General features: G+C 67.5%; 16 protein-coding genes and 1 riboswitch. Of the genes, 6 read left to right on the forward strand and 10 right to left on the reverse strand.

Annotation, left to right across the window (positions count from 1 at the left end):
* Nucleotides 1–172: 172 nt before the first annotated feature.
* The 8 genes from V3328_RS13270 to V3328_RS13305 form a co-directional block, all read right to left on the reverse strand.
* Complete coding sequence (locus V3328_RS13270) at nt 173–1,330, reverse strand: iron-containing alcohol dehydrogenase (RefSeq protein ID WP_340330156.1); 1,158 nt, start codon at nt 1,328–1,330, stop codon at nt 173–175.
* 250 nt (nt 1,331–1,580) lie between these two features.
* Nucleotides 1,581–2,978, reverse strand: a complete 1,398-nt coding sequence (locus tag V3328_RS13275; protein ID WP_340330157.1) for an aldehyde dehydrogenase family protein — start codon at nt 2,976–2,978, stop codon at nt 1,581–1,583.
* An 84-nt stretch (nt 2,979–3,062) separates the two neighbouring features.
* On the reverse strand, nt 3,063–3,233 hold the full coding sequence (locus tag V3328_RS13280; protein WP_340330158.1) for a hypothetical protein: 171 nt from the start codon (nt 3,231–3,233) through the stop codon (nt 3,063–3,065).
* Nucleotides 3,234–3,567: 334 nt separating this feature from the next.
* Nucleotides 3,568–4,941, reverse strand: coding sequence for a glutamine synthetase family protein (locus tag V3328_RS13285; protein WP_340330159.1), 1,374 nt, complete (start codon nt 4,939–4,941; stop codon nt 3,568–3,570).
* Nucleotides 4,942–5,216: 275 nt separating this feature from the next.
* Complete coding sequence (locus tag V3328_RS13290) at nt 5,217–6,281, reverse strand: TRAP transporter substrate-binding protein (protein ID WP_340330160.1); 1,065 nt, start codon at nt 6,279–6,281, stop codon at nt 5,217–5,219.
* 275 nt (nt 6,282–6,556) lie between these two features.
* Complete coding sequence (locus V3328_RS13295) at nt 6,557–7,879, reverse strand: TRAP transporter large permease (RefSeq protein WP_340330161.1); 1,323 nt, start codon at nt 7,877–7,879, stop codon at nt 6,557–6,559.
* A complete protein-coding gene (locus tag V3328_RS13300) occupies nt 7,876–8,418 on the reverse strand; it encodes a TRAP transporter small permease subunit (RefSeq protein WP_340330162.1) in 543 nt (180 codons plus the stop codon). The genes V3328_RS13295 and V3328_RS13300 overlap by 4 nt, the downstream gene beginning before the upstream one ends.
* Before the next feature lie 93 nt (nt 8,419–8,511).
* Nucleotides 8,512–9,288, reverse strand: a complete 777-nt coding sequence (locus V3328_RS13305) for an N-formylglutamate amidohydrolase (RefSeq protein WP_340330163.1) — start codon at nt 9,286–9,288, stop codon at nt 8,512–8,514.
* A 181-nt stretch (nt 9,289–9,469) separates the two neighbouring features.
* On the opposite strand from V3328_RS13305, the gene V3328_RS13310 reads away from it, so the two are divergent.
* The 4 genes from V3328_RS13310 (at nt 9,470) to V3328_RS13325 (ending at nt 14,202) form a co-directional block, all read left to right on the forward strand.
* Nucleotides 9,470–10,324, forward strand: a complete 855-nt coding sequence (locus V3328_RS13310) for a MurR/RpiR family transcriptional regulator (RefSeq protein WP_340330164.1) — start codon at nt 9,470–9,472, stop codon at nt 10,322–10,324.
* A 92-nt stretch (nt 10,325–10,416) separates the two neighbouring features.
* Nucleotides 10,417–11,277: a DUF533 domain-containing protein gene (locus V3328_RS13315; protein ID WP_340330165.1), complete on the forward strand. Its 861-nt coding sequence runs from the start codon at nt 10,417–10,419 to the stop codon at nt 11,275–11,277.
* A 208-nt stretch (nt 11,278–11,485) separates the two neighbouring features.
* A complete protein-coding gene (locus V3328_RS13320) occupies nt 11,486–12,736 on the forward strand; it encodes a putative DNA modification/repair radical SAM protein (protein ID WP_340330166.1) in 1,251 nt (416 codons plus the stop codon).
* A complete protein-coding gene (locus V3328_RS13325; RefSeq protein ID WP_340330167.1) occupies nt 12,733–14,202 on the forward strand; it encodes a UdgX family uracil-DNA binding protein in 1,470 nt (489 codons plus the stop codon). Before V3328_RS13320 ends, V3328_RS13325 begins: the two co-directional genes overlap by 4 nt.
* 20 nt (nt 14,203–14,222) lie before the next feature.
* Here V3328_RS13325 and V3328_RS13330 read toward each other — a convergent pair whose 3' ends face one another.
* On the reverse strand, nt 14,223–15,158 hold the full coding sequence (locus tag V3328_RS13330) for a homoserine O-succinyltransferase (RefSeq protein WP_340330168.1): 936 nt from the start codon (nt 15,156–15,158) through the stop codon (nt 14,223–14,225).
* A gap of 35 nt (nt 15,159–15,193) precedes the next feature.
* Nucleotides 15,194–15,299, reverse strand: a riboswitch (SAM-I-IV-variant riboswitch).
* 131 nt (nt 15,300–15,430) lie between these two features.
* On the opposite strand from V3328_RS13330, the gene V3328_RS13335 reads away from it, so the two are divergent.
* Nucleotides 15,431–16,081 carry a dihydrofolate reductase family protein gene (locus tag V3328_RS13335; RefSeq protein WP_340330169.1) on the forward strand — a complete coding sequence of 217 codons (651 nt, stop codon included), beginning with the start codon at nt 15,431–15,433 and terminating at the stop codon, nt 16,079–16,081.
* Nucleotides 16,078–16,449, forward strand: a complete 372-nt coding sequence (locus tag V3328_RS13340) for a nuclear transport factor 2 family protein (RefSeq protein ID WP_340330170.1) — start codon at nt 16,078–16,080, stop codon at nt 16,447–16,449. Before V3328_RS13335 ends, V3328_RS13340 begins: the two co-directional genes overlap by 4 nt.
* A gap of 22 nt (nt 16,450–16,471) precedes the next feature.
* Here V3328_RS13340 and V3328_RS13345 read toward each other — a convergent pair whose 3' ends face one another.
* Nucleotides 16,472–17,767 carry a hypothetical protein gene (locus tag V3328_RS13345; protein WP_340330171.1) on the reverse strand — a complete coding sequence of 432 codons (1,296 nt, stop codon included), beginning with the start codon at nt 17,765–17,767 and terminating at the stop codon, nt 16,472–16,474.
* Nucleotides 17,768–17,911: the final 144 nt, after the last annotated feature.

The following is a 17,911-nucleotide window of genomic DNA, read 5'->3' on the forward strand; positions in this document are numbered from 1 at the left end:
GCGAAATCATACCGGGAAATCGTCGCGCGGCCACCCTTCAGGCGTGGAAGCCGGCCGCAGCGGCTCGTGCATCCGCCGCTGGAGGGGCTGCGCACGGGCATGCAGACCAAAGGCTGACCGCAGAACCTTGCCGGCACAGCCCTCACCCCGCGCCGGCGCCGTGATCGGGCTGTCAGACCTCGCCGGCAAGCGCCCTGTCGAATATTGACCGGGCGGCCTCCCTGGTCAGCTTCACGGGATTGCTGCCCGCGGTGGGATCGGCGATCGCCATTTCGGCGATCAGGTCGGCCTTCTCCGCGTCGACGCCGAGGTCGGCGACCGTGGCGGGGATGCCGAGTTCCCCGCGCAGCTCCATCACCCAAGCCAGGAAAGCGTCGAAGGACGGCTCGAGCCCGCAATAGGCGGCCAGCCGTGCGATCCTCTCCTCGATAGCCGGCCGGTTGAAGGTCAGCACGTAGGGCATGAACACGGCATTGGTCAGGCCGTGATGGGTGTCGTAGAGCGCGCCGACCGGGTGCGACAGCGAGTGAATCGCGCCGAGCCCCTTCTGGAACGCGGTCGCGCCCATCGCGGCCGCCGACATCATGCCGGCGCGCGCCTCGATGTCGTCGCCCCTGGCGAAGGCGCGCGGCAGGTATTCCTTGCACAGGCGCACCCCTTCCACGCCGATGCCGTCGGCCATCGGGTGGTAGCCCGGGGCGCAATAGGCCTCGATGCAGTGGGCGAGCGCGTCCATGCCGGTTCCCGCGGTCAGCTTCGGCGGCAGGCCGACGGTCAGCTCCGGATCGCAGATGACGATCTTCGGCATCATCAGCGGATGGAAGATGATCTTCTTGGTGTGGGTCTCCTCGTTGGTGATGACGCCTGCGCGGCCGACCTCCGAGCCGGTGCCCGCCGTCGTTGGCACCGCGACGATCGGGGCGATCACCGCGGCGTTGGCCCGCGTCCACCAGTCGCCGATATCCTCGAAGTCCCAGATCGACCGCGTCTGACCCGCCATGAAGGCGACGCACTTGCCGGCGTCCAGCGCCGAGCCGCCCCCGACCGCGACGACGCCGTCATGGCCGCCCGCCTTGTAGACCTCGACGCCGCCGGAGACGTTTGCCTCGACGGGATTCGGCTTCACGTCCGCGTAGACCGCCGTCCGCATCCCCGCCTTCTCGAGGATATCCTTCATCGCCCCGATCATCGGCATGCCGGCGAGGCCGGGATCGGTGACGATCAGCGGCGTCTTCATGCCCGCCGCCTTGCAGGCCTCCGCCAGTTCCGCGATGCGCCCCGGTCCGAAGCGCACCGAGGTCGGGTAGTTCCAGTTGGAGGTGAGGATCATGTGAGGCTCCGGGGAGTGAATTGGACTTCGAGGTCAACCGAGAATTTGTCGAGCATAGCAATTCGAAGCCCTCATCCTGAGGAGCGGCGAAGCCGCGTCTCGAAGGGCGAGGGCGGGCATGTCAACGCCTGCCGAAATTGCGGCCCATCCTTCGAGACGCGCCCATGGGCGCTCCTCAGGATGAGGTTTTCCTTTGTGGCGAGGCTGCACAAACATGGTACTTGCAGCGGCGCGGCGAGGTGAGACGCGGTCATCCCGTAAAGCTCATCCGCATGTGCCAGGACTTCGGCCGGGTCAGCGTCTCGTAGCCGACCCGCGACAGGGTGGCGCCGCGGCCGGTGTCCTTGACCCCGGTCCAGGCGAGCGCCGGATCGAGATAGTCGCAGCGGTTCATGAACACCGTGCCGGTCTCGATCCGTTCGCCGATGCGCTCGGCCGCGTCGAGGTCCTGCGTCCACAGCGACGCGGTCAGCCCGTACGGGCTGTCGTTCATCAGCTGCACCGCTTCCTCGTCGTCGGCGACCGGCATGATGCCGACGACGGGGCCGAAGGATTCCTCCACCATCACCGCCATCTGGTGGTTCACTCCGGTCAGCACCTGCGGCGCCATGTAGGCGGTGCCGGGCCTGTCGGCCGGGAAATCCTTCGGGTCGAGATGGGCCTTCGCCCCGCTGCGCACCGCCGCATCGATCTGGGCGCGCACGAAGTCGGCAGCCTGCGGCTTCACCATCGGGCCGATGGTGGTCGCCTCGTCTAGCGGGTCGCCGAGCACGTACTGCCGGGTCAGGTCGACGAAGCCGCCGACGAACTCGTCATAGACGTCCTTGTGGACGTAGATCCGCTCGATCCCGCAGCACGACTGGCCGGAATTGAAGAACGAGCCGTCGACGAGGTTCTCGACGGTGGCCGGCATGTCGCAGTCGGGCCGCACGTAGGCGGGATCCTTGCCGCCGAGTTCCAGGCCGAGCCCGGTGAAGGTTCCGGCCGCCGCCTTCTCCATCGCCTTGCCGCCCGCAACCGAGCCGGTGAAGTTGACCTGGTCGACATGGCCGCCGGAGATGATCCGGGCCGCCTGGCCGTGGCTGAGGAACAGGTTCTGGAACAGCCCGGCCGGCAGCCCGGCCTCGTCGAAGGCCTTCTGGAAGCGCTCGCCGACCAGCAGCGTCTGGCTCGCGTGCTTCAGGATCACGGCGTTGCCGGCCATCAGGGCGGGGACGATCGAGTTGACGGCGGTGAGGTAGGGAAAGTTCCACGGCGCGATCACGAAGACGATACCCACCGGCTCGCGCGTGATCCAGCGCCGGAAGCCCTCCTTCGGCGTCGGGTCCATGCGGGCGAGCGAGATGTCGGCGATGTCGATCATGTGCAGCGCCCGCTCCTCGAAGCCGCGCAGCTCGCCGGCCCCCGACCTGACCGGCCGGCCCATCTGCCAGGCGAGTTCGGGGACGATCTCCTCGCGCATGCCCGTCATCGCGGCGGTGGCCGCCGTGCAGACCTTCGCCCGCTCGAACACCGGCAGCCGCCGCCACTCCGCCTGCGCCGCGCGGGCACGGGCGAGCGCGGCGTCGACGTCGGAATCGGGCGTGATCGGCCGCTCGGCATAGATCTCGCCGTTGACGGGGGAAACGCAGCGGATGGTGTCGGTCATGTCGGGTCTCTGTCAGCGAAAGCGGTTGTGATGTGTAGCCCGGATGGCGCGTCAGCGTAATCCGGGAACGGCGGCTATCAGGGGCTACGAACTTCCCGGATTGCGCTGCGCTACATCCGGGCTACGGCTTGTTTCGCCGGAGCTTTGGTCTGGAATTTCGGGCAGGAACCAGGACGGCTCGGTCAGGTCCGCGCCGGGCGCAATTGTTGGCTTTCCCTTCAGGATGCCAAAGAGCGGGTGTTGTTTGCTGTTCATGTCTATAATCGGGCCCTGCCGTACGTCTCAGAAAGGTGTCCAACCATCTTCTCTGATGTCATGCCCGGACGTGTTCCGGGCATCCATATCCACTGTCGCAGGCGAATGTGGTCATGGATTGCCGGGCCAAGCCCGGCAATGACAGGCTGAGTGGAGCACACGTCCGGCTGCACTCCATTGCCTTGTCGCAACGTCCGCGCTGGGCCCCGGATCAGGTCCGGGGCGTCGGTCCGTCGTGTGGCGGAAACGGAGCGCAAGACCGCAGCGGACGTCCCGGACCTGATCCGGGGCCCAGGAGCGACAGGCGCGGTGCTTGCAGCTGCCATCGCCTCGCTCACGCGCGCTCGAAGCCGCGCTTCAGCTCGAGGTCCGTCACCCGGCGGTCGAACTCGGCCTGCTCCCAGCGCGCCGTGTGCACGTAGTGATCGACGACCTGGTCGCCGAAAGCCGCCCGCAGCATCTTCGACTTGTCCATCAGCTCGGTCGCCTCGCGCAGCGTCCCGGGAATGTCGCGCAGCTTCTTGCCGTGGTAGGCGTCGCCCTCGAAGGCCGGCTCCAGCTCCAGTTCCTGCTCGATGCCGGCAAGGCCCGCCGCCAGCAGCGCGGCGAAGGCGAGGTAGGGGTTGAGGTCGGCGCCGCCGACCCGGCACTCGATGCGCACCGCCTTCGTGTCGGCGCCGCACAGCCGGAAACCGGCGGTGCGATTGTCGTGGCTCCACACCGCCTTGGTCGGCGCGAAGGTGCCGACCTGCTGGAAGCGCTTGTAGGAGTTCACGAACGGCGCCAGGAACCAGGTGATCTCGCGGGCATGCTTGAGCTGGCCGGCGATGTAGTGGCGCATCATCTTCGACATGCCGTGCTCGGCCTTCGGGTCGTGGAACAGCGACTTCTTGCCGGCCTTGTCCCACAGCGAGGAGTGCACGTGGCAGCTCGATCCGGCCAGGTCGTAGTTCCACTTGGCCATGAAGGTGACGGCCTTGCCCTGCCTGTCGGCGATCTCCTTGATGGCGTTCTTCATGACGACGTGGCGGTCGGCCATGGTCAGCGCGTCGGCGTAGCGCACGTTCAGCTCTTCCTGGCCCGGCCCCCACTCGCCCTTGGAGTTCTCGATCGGGATGCCGGCTGCCTGGAGATTGGTGCGGATCGCCTGCATCACCGGCTCCTCGCGCATCGTCTGCAGGACGTTGTAGTCCTCGATGTAGTAGCCGCTGGTCTGCAGGTCCCGGTAGCCCTTGTCGTAGGCTAGGCGAAACGAGTCGTCGAACAGGTAGAACTCGAGCTCGGAGGCGAAGAAGGCCTGCGCGCCGAGCCCCGTCAGCCGCTCGAGCTGCTTCTTCAGGATCGCCCGCGGCGAATGCGGGATCGGCTCGTGGTGATGGTGGTCGACGAGGTCGCACAGCACCATCGCGGTCTTTTCCAGCCACGGCACCGGCATCAGCGTCGCCATGTCCGGCCTGAACACGAAGTCGCCGTAGCCCTTCGACCAGTTGGCCGCCGCGTAGCCCGGCACCGGCTCCATCTCGATGTCGTTGGCCAGCAGGTAGTCGCAGCCGTGCGTCTCCTCGTAGGCCGACTCGACGAAATGCTCGGCCTGGAAGCGCTTGCCGACCAGCCGGCCGATCATGTCGGGAAAGCAGACGACGACGGTGTCGATGTCGCCGGCCTGCACGGCCTTCTTGAGGGAATCGAACGTGAGCTTGGCTGGCATGGGTTTCAGGTCCGTTTGGTACTGCTTCGGCTGATAGGCATCTGGTTTGCAACAGGATGCCTTCGGGGCAGTTGCCCCGCCCATGGTTCGAGACGCGGCCGGCGCCGCTCCTCACCATGAGGTTTCCCGTGTTACAAGGGTCGCCTCACACACCGACCTCATCCTGAGGAGGGCGCGACAGCGACCGTCTCGAAGGATGGGCGGCACGGCACCCTGAACACGAAATCCTTCCATACGCCGGACCCGGAGGCATCCCCCGGGCCCGGTCGTCTCGCTCACGCGCAGCGGTAGGGCGGGCCCGCCTTCTCCATCACGCCGGCATACTTGCGCAGGATCTCGACGACGCGCTTGGAGCGGTCGCTCTCGGCGGCGATCTCCTCCCAGAACGTCTCGGCGGCCTTCACCACCTGGTTCCATTCGGAGTCCGGGATCGAGGTCAGCTCCAGCTTGTCGCCGTTCACGCGCAGGTTCGCCTCGCCGCCCCAATACCACCACTGCCGGTAGTAGTGGGAGGAGTCCATTGTCAGGCGGAACAGTTCCTTCAGATGGTCCGGCACCTCGTTCCAGCGCTCGGTGTTGGCGAAGAACGAGCCGATCCATGCGCCGGTGATGTTGTTGGTCAGGAAGTACTTGGTGACGTTCGCCCAGCCGACCGTGTAGTCCTCGGTGATGCCCGACCAGGCCATGCCGTCGAGCTCGCCGGTCTGCACCGCCACCTCGGCGTCCTCGTAGGGGATGTTGACCGGGATGACGCCGAACTGGGTCAGGAACCGGCCCGCCGTCGGGAAGGTATAGACCCTGAGACCCTTCAGGTCCTCCAGGCTGCGGATCGGCTTGGTGGTGTTGAAGTGGCAGGGGTCCCACGAGCCGGCCGACAGCCAGGTGACGTTCTCGACCTCCGAATACGCCTCCTCCCAGATCTCCTTCAGGCCGTACTGGTTGAACAGCACCGGCACGTCGAGGGAGTAGCGGGTGGCGAACGGGAAGTAGCCGCCGAACACCGACACGTCGACCGGCGCGGCCATCGAGTCCTCGTCGGACTGCACCGCGTCGATGGTGCCCGCCTGCATGGCGCGGAACAGTTCCCCGGTCGGCACCAGCTGGTCGGCGGTGTAGAGCTCGATCACCATGTCGCCGTTGGCGACCTTGTTGAAGGAGTCGATCGCCGGCTTGATGACGTGCTCGGCGAGCGCGGCGCCGGCATAGGTCTGCAGGCGCCACTTGATCGGCGACTGGCCGAGCACCGCCGGCGCGGCGAGCGCCGAGGCGCCGGTGGCGGCGGTGGCCATCCCGGCCGTCCGCAGGAAGTCGCGTTTGCTCAGCTTCTTGGTATCGGTCATGTCCCTTTGCTCCCTTCTGGTGTGTGGTCCCGGACCGGGCGCTGCACCCGTCCCGGCTCCTCCTCGCCTGCCGTTCCTCCCGTGAACGGCGTACCTGCGGATCTGACGTCCGCTTTCGTCTTTCTCTTCCTCACGTCATCCCGGACGGCCGAAGGCCGAGCCGGGATCGCAAGGGACCGCAGCGCTGCGGCTCGTGGCGATCCCGGCTCTCCGCTTCGCTTCGGCCGGGATGACGACGGAGAGTTGGTTGCGTGTGTCCAAGGCTTCCTCTCTCCTCAGTTCCCGTAGACCTTGTTCGGCAGCCACAGGGCGATCTGCGGGAACACCATCAGCAGCACCATCGCCACCACCATGACCAGCACGAACGGCACGATCGAACGATAGATGTCGCCGAGCGTCACCTCCGGCGGCGCCATGGCGCGCATCAGGAACAGGTTGTAGCCGAACGGCGGCGTCATGTAGGCGATCTGGCAGGTGATCGTGTAGAGCACGCCGTACCAGATCAGGTCGAATTCCAGCGCCCTGACCAGCGGCACGTAGAGCGGCGCGACGATCACCAGCATCGCGGTGTCGTCGAGGAACATGCCCATCAGGATGAAGGAGATCTGCATCATGATGATGATCTCCCACGGCCCCAGCCCAAGCTTGTCGATGAACAGGTGCTCGATCGCCTTGACCGCGCCGAGCCCGTCGAACACCGCGCCGAAACAAAGGGCGGCCGTAATGATCCACATGAACATGCAGGAGATGTTCAGCGTCTTGCGCACGGTGGTGTGGAAGACGGCGAAGCTCAGCCGCCGCTTGACCAGCGCGGCGATCGTCGCCGCCACGGCGCCGACGGCGGAACTCTCCACCAGGCTGGTGTAGCCCATGATGAACAGGCCGGTCATCGCGAAGAAGATCAGGAACGGCAGGATGCCGGCCTGCAGCAGCCGGATCTTCTCGCCCCAGCTCACCTGCCGCTCCGCCTTCGGCAGCGTCGGGCCGAGGTTCGGCTGCAGCGCGCAGCGCACCAGGATGTAGATGACGAATAGGCCGGCCATCATCAGGCCGGGAATGGCGCCTGCGAGCCACAGCTGGCCGATCGGCTGGCGGGCGATCATGCCGTACAGCACCAGCACCACGCTCGGCGGCACCAGGATGCCGAGCGACGAGCCGGCCTGGATGACGCCGGTCACCATGATCTTGTCGTAGCCGCGTCTGAGCAGTTCGGGCAGCGCGATCGAGGCGCCGATCGCCATGCCCGCGACCGACAGCCCGTTCATCGCCGAGACCACGACCATCAGCCCGATGGTGCCGACCGCGAGCCCCCCCGGCACCGGCCCGAACCAGACGTGGAACATCTGGTAGAGGTCGTCGGCGATGCCGGACTCCGACAGCATGTAGCCCATGAAGATGAACATCGGCAGCGTCAGCAGCGGGTACCACTTCATCAGCTTCATCGCCGCCGAGAAGCCGAGCTCGGCGCCGCCGTCGCCCCACAGCAGCAGCGCCGAGGCCGTCGCCACGAAGCCGATCGCGCCGTAGATGCGCTGCCCGGTCAGGAGCAGCAGCATCATCGAGGAGAACATCATGAGCGCGATCATCTCGTAGCTCATGAGGCGCTCTCCGGGTCGATCTCGTGGCCCGTGACGATCGGCATCCCGCGCGCCTCCGCGACATTGCGGAAGAAGGTCGCGATCGCCTGCAGCAGGGTCAGCAGGATCGCCAGCGTCATGATCGCCTTGATCGGCCACATCTTCGGCGCCCAGGCCGAGTAGCTCTCCTCGCCGTACCTGATGGCGTATTCGGTCGACGAGATGCCGCCGTAGAGCAGCATGACAAGGAAGAAGATCAGGAACAGGATGGTGACCGAATCGACCGCCGCCTTGGTGCGCGGCCGGCAGCTGCTGTAGAGCAGGTCCATGCGCACGTGGGCGCCCGTCTGCAGGGTGTAGCCGCCGCCGAGCAGGTAGTAGGCGACCATCACGAACTGCGCCATTTCCAGCGTCCAGAGCGACGGCAGGAAGAAGGCCTTGGTGATCGCCGAGTAGAACAGGATGCCGAGCATCGCCACGATGAGATACATCGCGACCAGACCGACGACCCGGTTCACGGACTCCACGTAGCGGACATATGACTTGATGGCCTCAGGCATGCCGGCCCGTCGTCGCCGCCATGTCGGGCGCTCCGAACCCCCACCGGACATGCTGTCGGATGTTCACCGGTCCGCCCCTTCCCGGATCGTGCTTCATCTGATCGCCCGCACGCCGTCCCACAGCGCCGCCGCGAGGCGTTCCGCCCAGATAACTTGGCCTTCGGCCTCGCCGATCAAGTCGTTGCGGATCTCGATCATGACGCTGGCGAGTCCGCGCGCCTCTCCGTGCCTGTGGAGCGTGTGATAGACGCCGTCCCAGGGACCGTAGGGCTCGTTGTCGCCGACCACCAGATCCGCCTCGCCCTCCAGCGCCTCGAACAGCCGGTCGGCCAGCCTGCGATCGGCATTGTAGAGGATGCCCACATGCCACGGCCGGGGACTGGAGCGGTAGGTGGGCGTGTAGCTGTGCACGGCGGCCAGCGCCGTGTCGATGCCCGCTGCCGCGCGCCGGTCGAGCAGCGCGTCGATGGCGTCGTGGTAGGCGTCGTAGATGCCGGCGATGCGGTGGGCCCGCACGGCCGGGTCCAGGTCGACATTGCCCGGTATCTCGGTGTCCTCGCTGAGGGTCGTGGCGGAGTCCGGGGCGTCGGTCGGACGGTTGCAGTCGATCAGCAGCCGCGAGGCGTCGGGAAAGACCAGCGGCGAGCCGAGGCGCCGCGCCATGTCGCGGGCGACCGGCAGGGCGCCGGGATCCCAGGCGATGTGGCGCTGCATCTGGGCCGCAGGCAGCCCGGGCGAGCCGAAACCCGCCGGGACGCGGTTCGAGGCATGGTCGCACAGCACCAGGAAATCGCCGGCGACCGCATCGCCCTCGAGGCGGATCAGCCCGTCGGCATCGACACGCGGTTCCGGCTCCGCAAGACCGTTCATCTTTCCCCGCGTTTCGCGCAGTACACCGTCGCGGACGCCCGGTTGCGGCACCGTCCCGAATTCATAATTCTAGATACAAGGAGACCGTCATTGTCAAATCTGAAACGAAGATTTCACCAGGTGGACGACCGGCCTTCCGCGCGTTAGTGGTGGGCACGGTATTGGGGTCCGGAAATCTGAAATGGCCGAAGCCGTTCTGACGATTGCCGAGCAGGTGCGCGAACGGCTGCACGAGTTCACCGCGACGGAGCGCAAGGCCGCGCATGTGCTGCTGGCCACCTATCCGCTGGCGGGGCTCGAGCCGGTCGCGGAGTTCGCCGGGCGCGCCGGCGTCAGCGCGCCGTCGATCCTGCGCTTCGTTGCCCGCCTCGGGTTCCAGAGCTATCCCGACTTCCAGAAGCGGCTGCGCGAGGAACTGGAGGCGCAACTCAAGTCGCCCTTGATGAAGGCGAGCTTCGAGCCGGGCACCGCCGGCGCCGAAAGCCGCCTGTTCGACCGGTTCCGCGCCGCCGTCCAGAACAATCTCTCCGAGACCTTTGCCCACCTGCCGCCGGGCGAGTTCGACGCCGTCACCGAGCTGATGTCGGATCCCAAGCGCCGCATCTACCTGATCGGCGGCCGGTTCACCGACCCGCTGGCGCGCTACCTCGCCTCGCACCTGCGAATCGTGCGCACCCGCGTCATCCACCTGTCGGGTCAGATCGAGAACCTGCGCGACCAGGTTCTCGACATGCGCAAGAACGACGTTCTGGTCGTCTTCGACATGCGCCGCTATCAGGCCGACATCGTGTCGCTCGCCAAGCTCGCGGCAAGCCGCGGCGTTAGGATCGTGCTGATCACCGACCAGTGGCTGTCGCCGATTTCCCGCGTCGCCGCGCACATCCTCTCGGCCCACATCTCGGTGCCGTCGAACTGGGATTCCAACGTCGCCCCGCTCGCCCTCGTCGAGGCGCTGCTGGCCGCCGTCACCGAGCGCCTGTGGCCGAGCGCGAAGACCCGCATTGCCGAGATCGAGAAGCTCCGGCCGGAGGGCTGAGCGGCTTTCATCGGCCGCCGGCGGCCATGGCCATCATTGCAACACGAAGCGGTCGCTACAGTCGCAGCGCCAACGACGGGAAGGAGACTGCAATGAACTTCGCCAACATGGTCGGACAGCTGATGCGCGAAGGGCTGTCGCCGGCGACGCAGTCGCGGCTTCAGAACGCCGTCGGCCAGAACAGTCTCGGCGGGCTCGGCGACATTCTCGGCAACGTGATGGGCGGCTCGGGGGCGTTCGGCTCCGGCCAGGGCGGCGGGCTCGGTGACGTGCTCGGCAGCCTGCAGGAGGCGATGAAGGCCGACAGCGGCGTCGGCAATCTCAGCCGCGGCCAGGTCGGCGGCATCGGCGCGCTCGCGGGCGCGATCCTCGGCGGCGGATCGGTGAAGGGCGCCGTCGGCGGCGGCGCCATGGCCGTGCTCGCGACGCTGGCGCTCGCCGCGCTGAAGGACCGGCAGGCCCCGATGGCTTCGGGTCAGTCGGCGCCCGGCAACTCGGCGCCTGTTCAATCGGCGCCAGGTCAGTCTGCGGGCGTCGCAACGGCGACAGCCGCACCGGCCGTTGCGGAGGCCGAGCTGCGTCGGATGACCTCGCAGGAGACCGCCGAACTGTGCCTGCATGCGATGGTCGAGGCGGCCAAGTCGGACGGCCAGATCGCGCCCGACGAGATCCGGCGGATCCTCGGCAAGGTCGAGGAATACGGCATGCCTGCCGAGGAGCGGACGTGCCTGATGGACCTGCTCGGCAAGCCGCAGGACGTCGACGGGCTCGTCGCGGCGATCCCCAGCAGGGAGGTCGGCGCGCAGGTCTATACCGCCGCCCTGATGGCGATCACCGTCGACACGCCGGAGGAGCGCGGCTTCCTGTCGAAGCTCGCCGCCGGCGCAGCGCTCGATGCCGCCACGGTCGCCCGGCTGCACGCGATGGTCGGCGCCCCGGCCCCCGGCGCATAGGACGGACCCGCACCGCCGATCCCCCTTGTCGTTCCTGTCCGGTCTCGGTGGCGCGGCCGGGATCGCCGGCCGTCCCGTTGAGGCCGGTCCGGTCAAGGCGGGGCCCGTCGACGCGGATCCCGGCGGAACCGATCGGCTCTTGAGATGTTTTGTCGTCGGCTTATAATGAGAACAAAACAGAAACACTCTCACGCGACACACGGCACCCATGACCAATCTGGACCTGGCGGGAAAGCTCGCGATCCTGGCGGACGCGGCGAAGTACGACGCCTCCTGCTCCTCGAGCGCTGCGCCGAAGCGGACCTCGGCCGGCGGCCGCGGCGTCGGCTCGACCGAGGGCTCGGGCATCTGCCATGCCTACGCGCCGGACGGCCGCTGCATCTCGCTCCTGAAGATCCTGCTGACGAACTACTGCAAGTACGACTGCGCCTATTGCGTCAACCGCATCTCCTCCGACGTCCGGCGCGCGCGGTTCACGGCGGCCGAGGTCGTCGGCCTCACCCTCGACTTCTACAAGCGCAACTACATCGAGGGCCTGTTCCTCTCCTCCGGGATCATCCGGTCGTCCGACTACACGATGGAGCAGATCGTCGAGGTCGCGCGCAGCCTGCGGGAGGACCACGACTTCCGCGGCTACATCCACCTGAAGACGATCCCGGAGGCCGATCCGCTGCTGCTCGAAAAAGCCGGCCGCTATGCCGACCGCCTGTCGATCAATGTCGAGCTGCCGAGCGAACAAAGCCTCGGGCAGCTGGCGCCGGAGAAGGACCTCGGCGGCATCAAGCGCGCGATGGGCCGGTTGCGGCTGAAGATCGAGGAGGCGAAGGACGAGCGGAAGGCGTCGGCCGCGCCGCCGCCATTCGCCGGCGCAGGCCAGTCGACCCAGATGATCGTCGGCGCCGATCCCTCCAGCGATCTCGACATCCTGTCCACCTCGACCAGCCTCTACGCGAGCTACCGGCTGAAGCGGGTTTACTACTCGGCCTTCTCGCCGATCCCGCGCGCCTCCGCCGCGCTGCCGCTGGTACGCCCGCCGCTGATGCGCGAGCACCGGCTCTATCAGGCCGACTGGCTGCTGCGATTTTACGGATTCTCGACCGGCGAGATCGCCACCGGGATGCGCGGCGGAATGCTCGACCTGAAGATCGATCCGAAGTTCGCCTGGGCGCTGGAGAACCGGCACGGCTTCCCGGTCGACGTGAACCGGGCGGCAAAGGAGCAGCTCCTGCGCGTGCCGGGGCTTGGCACCAGGGCGGTCAAGCGGATCCTGCAGTCGCGTCGCCATCGCCGCCTGCGGCTCGAGGATGTCGGCCGCATCACCGCCTCGATCGCCAGGGTGCGTCCCTTCATCGTCGCCGAAGACTGGCATCCCGGAACCCTGCTCGATGCCGCCGACCTGCGGGCGAAGCTCGTGACGCCGCCGCGCCAGCTCGACCTGTTCACGGAGCAGGCGGCGTGACCCGATACGTGGTCCGGCTGCCCGGCGACGCCGGCGAGACGGAGTGGCGGGAGGCCGCCCGGGCGCTGGACAGGGGCCTCGTTCCGCCCGCGCAGGTCGACTGGCTCGACGGGTCGGCCGGGCAGGACGACCTGCTGGCTGCTCCGGACCCCGGCCTGCCGGCGCCGGTGTCGCCGCCGCGGCGTGTCCCCCGGGCGCTGATGTCGCTCGTCTCCGAGGTTCTGATGCATGCCGATTTCGGCCGGTTCGCGCTGTCCTACCGGCTGCTCTGGCGGACCCGCGACGAGGCGGGGCTCGCGCAGATCGCCTCCGATCCCGACGTCGCCCGCGCCGAGGCGATGGCGCGCTCGGTGCGCCGCGACATGCACAAGATGAAGGCCTTCGTCCGCTTCCGCGAAACCCGCGACGGCGACGGCGCGCAGCGTTTCATCGCCTGGTTCGAGCCGGACCATCACATCGTCGCGGCGACCGCGCCGTTCTTCTCGCGTCGTTTCGCCAACATGGACTGGTCGATCCTGACGCCGCGGCTGTGCGCGCACTGGCAGCGCGGGGAACTGGTGTTCTCGCCCGGCGTTGCGAAGACGGATGCCCCGGCGCAGGACCGGCTCGAGGACGTCTGGCGTGTCTACTATTCCTCGATCTTCAACCCGGCGCGGCTGAAGGTGAAGGCGATGACCGCGGAGATGCCGAAGAAGTACTGGCGCAATCTGCCGGAGGCGACGCTCATCGACGGCCTGGTGCGCTCGGCTCGGGGCCGCACGGGCGAGATGATCGCCGCCCCACGCCTGCAGCCGCGATGCGCGCAGGGGAACGGACCGGAGATGCCGATGAGACCGAATTCGCCGGATCCGGACGCGAACGCGCCGCCGGAACCGACACTCGCCGCGATCGCCCGCGATCTGCAGTCGTGCCGGCGCTGTCCTCTCTACCGGAACGCCACCCAGGCCGTGCCCGGCGAAGGTCCGGCCGACGCGCGGCTGATGCTCGTCGGCGAGCAGCCGGGCGACCAGGAGGACCTGGCCGGACGTCCGTTCGTCGGCCCGGCGGGCCGGGTGCTCGACGCCGCGCTTGAGGAGGCCGGCATCGACCGGTCCGCCGTCTACGCCACCAATACGGTGAAGCACTTCAAGCACGAGCTGCGCGGCAAGCGGCGCCTGCACAAGCGGCCGAACGCCTCCGAGATCGATCATTGCCGGTGGTGGCTAGACCTGGAACTGAAGCTGGTCAGGCCCCGCCTCGTCGTCGCGCTCGGCGCGTCGGCCGCGCGCGGGGTGCTGGGACGCACCGTGGCGGTCAACGCCTCGCGCGGCCTGCCGATCGAGAGCCCGGACACCCCGCCGGTGCTGGTGACCGTCCACCCGTCCTATCTGCTGCGGATTCGCGACCGCGACGATGCGGAGCGCGAGCGCAGGCGCTTCGTCGAGGACCTGCAGCGCGCCGGCGCCTGGGTCGCGAAGGCGGCCTGACCGGCGACGGCGCGGCGGAGCTACTGGGCGGCCGTCATCTCCAGCCGGTCGGGCTGCCCGATGTCGTTCAGGTCGAACGGCGTCGTCTGGTAGACCTCGTTGATCCAGTTGCCGAACAGCAGGTGCGCGTGGCTGCGCCAGCGGTTCTCCGGCCGCAGCGAGGGATCGTCGCCGGGAAAGTAGTTCGCCGGCAGCCGCCCTTCGCCGTCGCGGGCATATTCCTCCGCCAGCGTGTCGGTGTCGTATTCGACGTGGTTGAACATGTGCAGCGTGCGGTGGCGGGGATCGTGAACCAGGCAGAGCCCGGTCTCGACGCTTTCGGCCAGCACGGTCAGGCCGCTGTCCGGGGGAATGTCTTCGCGCCGGGTCTCCGTCCAGCGCGAGACGGGAACGCGAAAGTCGTCCGAGAAGCCCCGCAGGTAGGGCGACGAGGGATCGAGGTTGCGGTGCTGGAACACGCCGAACGCCTTGGCGGGCAGCTCGTGCTTCGGCATGCCGTGGAAATGGTGCAGGGCCGCCTGCGCCGCCCAACAGATGGTGAGGGAGTTGTGCACGTTCGTCTGCGTCCAGTCGAACACCTCGCACAGCTCGTCCCAGTAGCGCACCTCCTCGAAGGGCAGCCGCTCGACCGGGGCGCCGGTGGTGACGAAGCCGTCGAAGCGCTCGTGCCGGATGTCGGCCCACGGCCGGTAGAACGCCTCCATGTGCTCCGACGGCGTGTTGATCGGCACGTGATCGGTCATCCGCACCAGCGTCAGCTCGACCTGCAGCGGGGTCGCGCCGAGCAGGCGGGCGAGCTGGGTTTCCGTCTTGATCTTGTTGGGCATCAGGTTGAGCAGCCCGATCCGCATCGGCCGGATGTCCTGGCGCACGGCGTCCGTCTCGCGCATCACCATGACGCCCTCGGTCTCGAGGGTACGGCGGGCGGGCAGGTCGTCGGGAATCTTGATGGGCACTTGCGTCAGTCCTCTGTTCGGGGACGACGCTGTGGCTTGATCCGCTTCGTTGCCGGTCGGCCACATCCTCCTCTCGGAGTGCCACCTTGCCCGGACCGGCAGGTTGGCGTTGGGCGTCGTACCCAACTCACGATGCATGCCTCTATTTATGGGGGGCGGCGGCGATTGGCAATCCCGAAGTGCCGCCATCCGGCCGGCATACCGATTGCGTTATGGAATCGGTTATGGCACAACCGAACCGGTTTCAGAATGCAATCACGTGAGGAAACGCGATGTCCAGGGTGCGTGTGGCGGGGTTCACGATCTCTATCGACGGGTTCGGCGCCGGGCCGGACCAGAGCCTTCGGGAACCGCTCGGCAAGCGGGGCGAGGAGATGCACGGCTGGATCGTCGGCACCCGCACCTTTCGCACCCTGTTCGGCCGGGAGGGCGGCGCGACCGGCATCGACGACGACTTCACCGCCCGCTCGCTCGACGGTTTCGGCGCCCACATCATGGGCCGCAACATGTTCGGACCGGTCCGCGGCGGCTGGCCGGACGAGTCCTGGAAGGGCTGGTGGGGCGACAACCCGCCCTATCACACTCCCGTCTTCGTGCTGACCCACCATCCCCGCGATCGCGTCGAGATGGAGGGCGGAACCACCTTCCACTTCGTCACCGGCGGCATCGCGGAGGCGCTCGACAGGGCCAGGGCGGCGGCCGGCGACAGGGACGTCAAGATCGGCGGCGGCGTCGCCACGGTGCGACAGTACCTGCAGGCCGGCCTGATCGACGAGCTGCACCTGGCCATCTCCCCCGTGGTGCTCGGGCGCGGCGAGGCGCTGTTTGCCGGCATCGACCTGCCGGGCCTCGGCTTCACGGTGACCAGCCACGTGTCGAGCGAGCTCGCGCAGCACGTCATCCTGCGCAAGGACGCCGGATGAGCGATCCCGTCGACATCGCGAAGCGTGCGTTCCGCGCCTACGTGGACGACGATCGCGCGGCCATCGAGGCGCTGGTCGCCGAGGACTTCCGGTTCACCAGTCCCTACGACAACGGCATCGACCGGCAAACCTATTTCGCCCGCTGCTGGCCGAACCACGAGGCGATGGCGAAGGTGGATTTCGTCCGCGCGCTTTGCTGCGACGACGAGGTGGCGCTCACCTACGAGGCGACGATGCTGACCGGCCGGGTCGTTCGCAACACCGAGCTGTTCACGATCCGCGACGGCCTGATCGTCGCGGTGGAGGTCTATTTCGGCTGGAACGTCCCCCACGACGCCGAACCGGGCGGCTTCCTCGACCCCGGTTGAGGCGGGCCGGGCGGCTGGCACTTCACTGCTGGCGGACCAGTTTCTGCAGTTCCTGCTTCACCAGCCGCGGGATGAAGATGTAGCCGTCGTCCCAGCATTTGCCCTTGACCAGCCCGTCGAAGATCTCCCGCGACAGGATGACGGGAAGGTATTCCGGCGCGATCTGCGACAGGAGCTGGTGTTCCGTCTCCAGGTCGGAGATGTCGTAGCCGATGATGAGGATGCCGTCCCCGGTCGGCTTGTATCCGAACGAGGCGAGCCGCCGGTAGAACTCCCGGCTGTACTTCTCGACGCCCCGGTCGGACGAGCGGAAGTAGATCCGCCGCCCGTCCGCTGCGTTGGCGATCGTGCGGATCGTTGTCTCGGTCGGGTCGAGGATGGTGATGTTCTCGTACTTCCGCGCAATCGTCGCCAGACTGATCTCGTCGGCCTCGGTGGCGATGCGGCCGGTCTCCGATTCCATGACGAAGTTGCTCTTCTGGTCCTTGTCGCCGACGATGATGATGCGCTTCGGGTCCCAGCCCCGGTCCTTCTCGAACTCGCGGATGCGCCGCACGGCGACGTCGACGCGGTGCGGGGCGATGTCGTAGTCGTGCGGACCGGGCAGGAACAGGTGCTCGTCGCGGACCGGGAACAGCACGAATTCGCCGGCCTCCTCGGCGTTGACCTGGTCGAGCGCCCGGATGAACCCCTCGTCGCCCTCGCCGGTCACGTATTTCCCCCACAGGTTCGTGTAGGCCGGCCGCTTCGAGGAGATCGTCACGCCGATCGCCGGGTCGTCGGCGACGATGCTGCGGGCGATCTGGTCGCCGTCGCCGACGAACAATAGCGAGAAGCCCGGCGGGAACCGGAACCGGGCCGTTCCCTCCTCGATCATGCCGCGCAGCTTGTCCTGCGAGCCGCGCACCAGGTCCTTCCAGTTGTTCCTGTTGACCTTCTTCCAGACCTGGCGGATGCCGACGACGCCGAACGCATACACGATGATGTTCGGCAGATGATACATCAGGTGCTGCTTCTCGACGGGCTCGCCGACGAGACCCCACACGTAGTCGAGCGCCTTGGCCAGCCGCTCCGGCAGCAGGAAGAAGCCCGGCAGGATCTCGATCAGCTTGTCGCCGACCTCCGGAAAGATCACCAGCACCGAGGCGAAGAACAGCGACAGCGCGGCCGCCACCTTGAGCATGAACTTGCTGAACGGCGACAGTTCCTCGAACGTGTGCGCCAGGAACGGCTCGACGGCGGCAATTTCGACCCGCTCGCCGTTCCGGATCGCGGTCGCCACCTGGATCAGGCGGTGCTTGGAGAGGCTGTTGTCCATGGGCGGGTGTCGGCGTGCATGAAAAGACCGCGCGGCGCGCTGTTCAATGGGAAAACCTGAAAAACGGACGGTGGAGCCGGGAGGCCGCTCCGAATGTACGCCGACACAGTGCAGCGGTTCGCGCATTCGGGCAAGGGGCGGTTG

It is taken from the genome of Microbaculum marinum, from assembly GCF_037855135.1.
GTDB lineage: Bacteria > Pseudomonadota > Alphaproteobacteria > Rhizobiales > Tepidamorphaceae > Microbaculum > Microbaculum marinum.